General features: G+C 71.9%; 5 protein-coding genes. 3 read left to right on the forward strand and 2 right to left on the reverse strand.

The genetic code is table 11. The annotated features are described in order from the left end of the window. Nucleotides 1-408 (reverse strand): hypothetical protein (locus VIB55_RS18255; protein ID WP_331878102.1); only part of this gene is annotated, 408 nt, incomplete at its 3' end. Between the two features lie 226 nt (nucleotides 409-634). Between VIB55_RS18255 and VIB55_RS18260 the strand changes: the two genes are divergently transcribed. Genes VIB55_RS18260 through VIB55_RS18270 form a run of 3 tightly spaced genes read left to right on the forward strand, consistent with a single transcriptional unit; the run spans nucleotide 635 to nucleotide 5099 of the window. After that, complete coding sequence (locus VIB55_RS18260) at nucleotides 635-2089, forward strand: serine hydrolase domain-containing protein (protein ID WP_331878103.1); 1455 nt, start codon at nucleotides 635-637, stop codon at nucleotides 2087-2089. Between the two features lie 53 nt (nucleotides 2090-2142). Continuing rightward, nucleotides 2143-4410 carry a protein-disulfide reductase DsbD family protein gene (locus VIB55_RS18265; protein ID WP_331878104.1) on the forward strand — a complete coding sequence of 756 codons (2268 nt, stop codon included), beginning with the start codon at nucleotides 2143-2145 and terminating at the stop codon, nucleotides 4408-4410. Then, nucleotides 4407-5099 carry a redoxin domain-containing protein gene (locus VIB55_RS18270; protein WP_331878105.1) on the forward strand — a complete coding sequence of 231 codons (693 nt, stop codon included), beginning with the start codon at nucleotides 4407-4409 and terminating at the stop codon, nucleotides 5097-5099. Before VIB55_RS18265 ends, VIB55_RS18270 begins: the two co-directional genes overlap by 4 nt. A gap of 50 nt (nucleotides 5100-5149) precedes the next feature. On the opposite strand, the gene VIB55_RS18275 is transcribed toward VIB55_RS18270, so the two are convergent. Next, the coding region (locus VIB55_RS18275; RefSeq protein WP_331878106.1) for a hypothetical protein at nucleotides 5150-5362 on the reverse strand (213 nt) is incomplete at its 5' end.

A 5362-nucleotide genomic window follows, 5' to 3' on the forward strand; every position in this document is an offset into this window, starting at 1 on the left:
CAGCGCCGCCAGCTGCGTGCGCGCCGCCATCGCCTCGGCCCGCGCGGCGCGCGCGCTCCCCTCCACGGCATGGGCGACCCCGGCGATGATGGCGTAGAAGATCGTTCCGACGATCAGGTGCATCTCGACCCGGCTGCCCCCCTGCACGTCGGGAACGTACCCCGGCACCAGGCTCTCGAGCGTGACCGAGAGTGCGTACCAGGCCAGCGCGGCCACTGGCGCGGCAACGAGGTGAAGCGCGGCGAACCGCGGGCGAAACGGCTTGGGCCACGGCACCCGGCGGGCGAATCGGTAGACGAGGAAGGCGACCGCGGCCCCGGTGCCGAGCCCGATCACGGCGGCCGCCTTCTCCCCTTCGCGCCACACCGGCGCGGCCTGCTGGACGGAGGTCATCAGGATCAGGTGCATCGAACGTCTCGCGGGCGGATGGATGAAGGCGCTCTCATGATGATACTTGCCTCCCGCCCCCGCTGGCGATGCCGTTTGGCCCCATTCGACGGTTCCGATCTGCCGTTGGGCGAACGGTGGCGGATGATGACTCTTGCCATCAGTGACCCACAATATTAGTGTACTAGGTAACTCGTACACCTGTGCGTCATCCCATCGACGTGTTCCGACCCCCGAGGTGCCTTCCATGTCCAAAACACTCCGCGTCGTCATCGCCTCTCTGCTGGCCGCGGCCCCGGCGCTTTCCGCTGCCCAGGCGCAGGAGGCCAGGACTGCGCATCGCCCGGTGAGCGGCCCTCGGCCCTCCGCCACGGCGCTTGCGGCGCTCGCCGATTCGCTGGTGAAGACGCAGCTGCTCGCGCAGGGCGTGCCCAGCGCGTCGATCGTGGTTACGCGCGGCGGCGAAACGCTGCTGCAGCGCGCGTGGGGGATGGCGGATGTCGCGGGGGGCCGCGCGGCGGACCCGAACACGGTCTACGCGATCGGCTCGAACAGCAAGCAGTTCACCGCCGCCCTGGTACTCAAGCTCGTGGAGCGCGGCCGGCTGACGCTCGGCGATTCCATCGGCCGCCACCTCTCCGGGCTGCGCCCCGAGTGGCGGGCGATCACCATCGAACAGCTCCTGAACCACACCTCCGGACTGCAGCGGAGCTACGTGGACCGGTCCCGCATCGAGGCGAACCTCCCTGGCGACTCGCTGATCGCGCAGGCGGCGCGCGACACCATGGCCTCGCGGCCCGGCACAGCGTTCCTCTACTCGAACACCGGGTACATGATCCTTGGCGTTCTCGTCGAAAAGCTGTACGGCAAGCCGTACGCGGCGGTGCTGCGGGACGAAATCGCGCGGCCGCTCGGGCTGTCCGCGCTCCGGTCGTGCGGAGAGGTCGCGGCGGGCGCGGGGGCCAGCGGATACGTGCGCTCCGAGGAGGGGACGCTGGCGCCGCCTCCCGCCGTCCATCCCTCGCAGCAGCTCGGCGCCGGCGGCGTCTGCTCCACCGCGGCGGACCTGGCCAAGTGGAACCGGGCGCTCCATGGCGGGCGGGTGCTCTCCGCGGCCTCGTACCGGGCGATGACCACGCCGCGCGGCCCAGCGGTGGCGCAGGACTACGGCTTCGGGCTGACCGTCGGTCCCGCGCCGTGGGGCGGCCCGGCCATCACGCACGGCGGCCAGGACGTGACGGGATTCGTGTCGGAGCACGGCTGGTACCCGGCCGATTCGCTGTCGGTGACCCTCCTGTACAACGTCTACCCCCGTGTGGCCCCGGGGGGCACCCACGTGATCGCGGCGCTCGCGCTCGGCCACACCCCGCCGGCCGCGCGCGCCCCCGCGCCTCAGCCCGCCGTCGCCGGCACCCCGGCGACGAGCATCACGGGAGAGGAAGCGCGCCGGCAGTTCGTGGGCGAGTACGAGATGCGGCCCGGCGCGGTGTTCAGGGTCAGCTTCGAGGAGGGCTCCTTCGTCGTCGCGACGCCTTGGGGCGAGAAGGGGCGGCTGGTGCACCAGTCGGGCGCGACCTTCGAGCGCGGGAGCGCCGGTTCCGGGAACACCATCACCTTTCTCGCTGACGCGGAGGGCCGGGTCGTGGGATTCGAGGCGCGGGATGCGGGGAGCCCCGGACGCCGCCTGCGGAAGATCCGGTAGTCGCACGTCCGAGCAGCATCCCGAGGCATGCACATCAAACGCGATCCATCTCGATGATCCGCAATCGCATTCTCCTGGCCGCCCTCGCGGCGGCCATCCTCCCGGGCTGGGCCACGGCGCAGTCGCCGCCATCGCTGGTGCGCGCCGCGTCCGACCGTCCCGTCGAGGTCGAGCTCCGAAGCGCGGCCCGGACGGTGGCGCCGGGCGACACGATCCTCGTGGCGATCCGGCTGCGCCCGAACGCGGGGTGGCACACGTACTGGCGTCACGCGGGGGACGTGGGCAGCGCGCCGGAAGTCACCTGGCGCCTGCCGGACGGCTTTACCGCCGCGCCGCTCCGCTGGCCGACGCCGGAGCGCATCGAATCGCCACCGCTCGCGTCGTACGGCTACGAGCGCGAGGTGCACCTCCTCGGCGCGGTGCACGTGCCGGCGTCCGCGCGTGTGGGATCGATCGCGAACGTCGTGGCGGCCCTCTCGGTGGTGGTGTGCGAGCTGGAGTGCGTCGCGGGGGATGTGGAGGTCGCGCTCGCCGTGCCCGTGGCCGCCCGGACTATCGCGGACGAGACGGTCGCCCGCGCGTTCGCCGCGGAGGCCGCGCACGTCCCGGCTCGGCGTGACGGCTGGACGTTCAGCGCGGCAGTCGATTCCACGAACGTGATGCTGCACGCGTATCCGCCCGCGGGCGCCATCGCCGGGGGGCGTACCCCGCCGCGCGTGGAGTTCTTCATCGACTCGACGGGGGTGATCGACCACGCGGCGCAGCCCCGGGTGCGCACGTGGCCCGCCGGCCTGGAGATGCAGATCGGCCGCTCCGCGTACGCGGCCGGGACGCCCTCCCGGATCACCGGGGTGCTCGCGATCGACACCGCCGCGTCCCCGGGTGGCGGCGCGCCCCGCATGATGCTGGAAGTGGATGCGCCGGTCGTCGCCATGGCGCAGCTCGCCGCCGTGGCGCCGCCGGCTCCGGGCGCGGGCGCGGGATGGGTCGCGCTCGCGACCGCGGGGCTGCTCGCGCTGCTTGGCGGAACGATGCTCAACCTGATGCCCTGCGTGCTTCCCGTGCTCTCGATCAAGGCGCTGGGGATCGCGGAGGCGGCCGCACACGATGCGCGGACTGCGCGGCGGCACGTGCTGCTGTTCGGGGCCGGCGTGCTCGTGTCGATGTGGGCGCTCGTGGGCGTGCTGCTCGCGCTGCGCGCCGCCGGCTCGGAGGTCGGATGGGGCTACCAGCTGCAGAATCCCGCGGTGGTCGGCGCGCTCGCGCTCGTCATCTTCGCGGCGGCGCTGAACATGGCGGGCGTGTTCGACCTGATGCCAGTCGGCGGGAGTCTCTCCGCCGCGGCGACCCGTGCGCCCAAGGACGTAGAAGCCTTCCTGGGCGGGGTGCTCGTCACCGCGCTGGCGACGCCGTGCTCCGCCCCGTTCCTTGCGGCGGCGGTCGCGTACGCGGTCACGGCGGGGGCGGCCGCGTCGTTCGTGGTGTTCACGGCGCTGGGGCTGGGCCTGGTCTGGCCCCTTGCGATGGTGGCCGCGGTGCCGCGCCTGCGTGCTTGGCTGCCCAAGCCGGGCGCCTGGATGGTCACGCTGCGCCAGGTACTCGCCTTTCCGCTCTTCGCGACGGTCGTGTGGCTTGCCTGGGTGCTCGGCCGCCAGGCCGGGGTGGGCGCGATGGTCGTGCTGCTCGCCGCATGCACCCTGCTGGCGTTCGGCCTGTGGGCGCTCGGCCGGTTCGGCACCCTGGCGGCACCGGCGGGTGGCCGCCGGTTCGCCCAGCTGCTCGCGTTTGCGTCGGCCGCCGGCGCGCTCGCGCTCGTCTCGGGCGCACGCGCGCAGGGTGCGTCAGTGCCGCGCGCGGTGCAGGCGGGGAGCGCGGCATCGGCCGAGGGCGCGCTGGCGTGGCGGCCGTACAGCGCGGCGCTGCTGGAGGCACAGCGCGACAGCGGCCGCATCGTCCTGCTGGATTTCACCGCCGACTGGTGCCTCACCTGCAAGGTCAACGAGCGCGTCGCGTTCGGAACGGAGGCGGTGCGCACGGCAATCCGTGATCGCGACGTCGTGCTGCTGCGTGCCGACTGGACCACGCGCGACCCCGCCGTGACGCGCGCACTCGCCGCGTTCGGGCGCACCAGCGTGCCGTTCGTCGTCGTCTACCCCCGCGCGCGCGATGCGGCGCCCATCGTCATGCCTACGCTGCTTACCTCCGGCATGGTGACCGGGGCGCTCGACCGCGCCGCGGCATCACCGTCCCCAGCCCTACGGCAGACGGCGCCGGCCAGCAAACGAATCCAACCCTCACTCACCCTCGGAGGTACGCCATGACTGAGACGACCACACCCCCGCGGCGCTCCCGCAAGCGCCGCATCATCGCCGCGGTTGCCGTCGCCGTACTGCTGCTCGGCGGCATTGCCGCGCGCCGGTTCATCGCCGCCCACGAGGACCCGGCGAGCCTGCCGGACCTCCTGACGGTCGGCGGCCCCGCACCGGCGTTCACGGCGACCGACACGCGCGGCCAATCGCACTCGCTCGCCGGCTACGCGGGCAAGTGGGTGGTCCTGGAGTGGTTCAACCATGGATGCCCGTACACGAAGAAGCACTACGCCCTGGTGAACGGGGTAGGAAACTCGCAGGCGATGCAGCAGGAGTACACCATGAAGGGAGTAGTCTGGCTCGCGGTCGTGTCGTCAGGGCCCGGGAGGCAGGGGTACACGAGCGCGGAAAAGGCCGAGGAACAGGCTCGCGACAAGGGCGCGGCGCCGACGGCGATCATCCGCGACACGGCGGGCGTGCTCGGACGGCAGTACGGCGCCCGCAACACACCGCAGTACGCGATCATCGATCCGCAGGGTGTGCTTCGCTACGCCGGTGCGATCGACAATCGGCCCTCGCCGAGCACCAAGGACATCGCGGGCGCCACGAACTACGTCCGCGCCGCGCTCGACGCAGGCCTTGCGGGCCGCCCGATCGCGGTCGCCCAGACCCAGCCCTACGGCTGCGAAGTGAAGTACTGAAGGGGCTTGGCGGACGGTAAGCTTTTCGCGGCAGGCTACGTTCAACTGTATTAGTAATTGCCCGGTTTAACAAGCAAATCGTACTCGGCCCCACCGACAAGGAAGTACTTCACTTTGACGGCGGCGCCATGTGAGGCACACGGGCCAGAACCGCTCGCCGGTGCGATACAACGTGTGCCGATGAAGAGGGGAATGGCGACAGCACGGTTCCGGCCTATAGGATCTCCGTCCGTGCCGCCAATGCCGTGCGAAGACTTCGATGA

The sequence above is a fragment of the Longimicrobium sp. genome, from assembly GCF_036554565.1.
GTDB lineage: Bacteria > Gemmatimonadota > Gemmatimonadetes > Longimicrobiales > Longimicrobiaceae > Longimicrobium.

Coding starts and splice junctions, on each gene's coding strand:
- VIB55_RS18260 (WP_331878103.1), top strand. CDS start 635: ATGTCCAAAACACTCCGCGTCGTCATCGCCTCTCTGCTGGCCGCGGCC.
- VIB55_RS18265 (WP_331878104.1), top strand. CDS start 2,143: ATGATCCGCAATCGCATTCTCCTGGCCGCCCTCGCGGCGGCCATCCTC.
- VIB55_RS18270 (WP_331878105.1), top strand. CDS start 4,407: ATGACTGAGACGACCACACCCCCGCGGCGCTCCCGCAAGCGCCGCATC.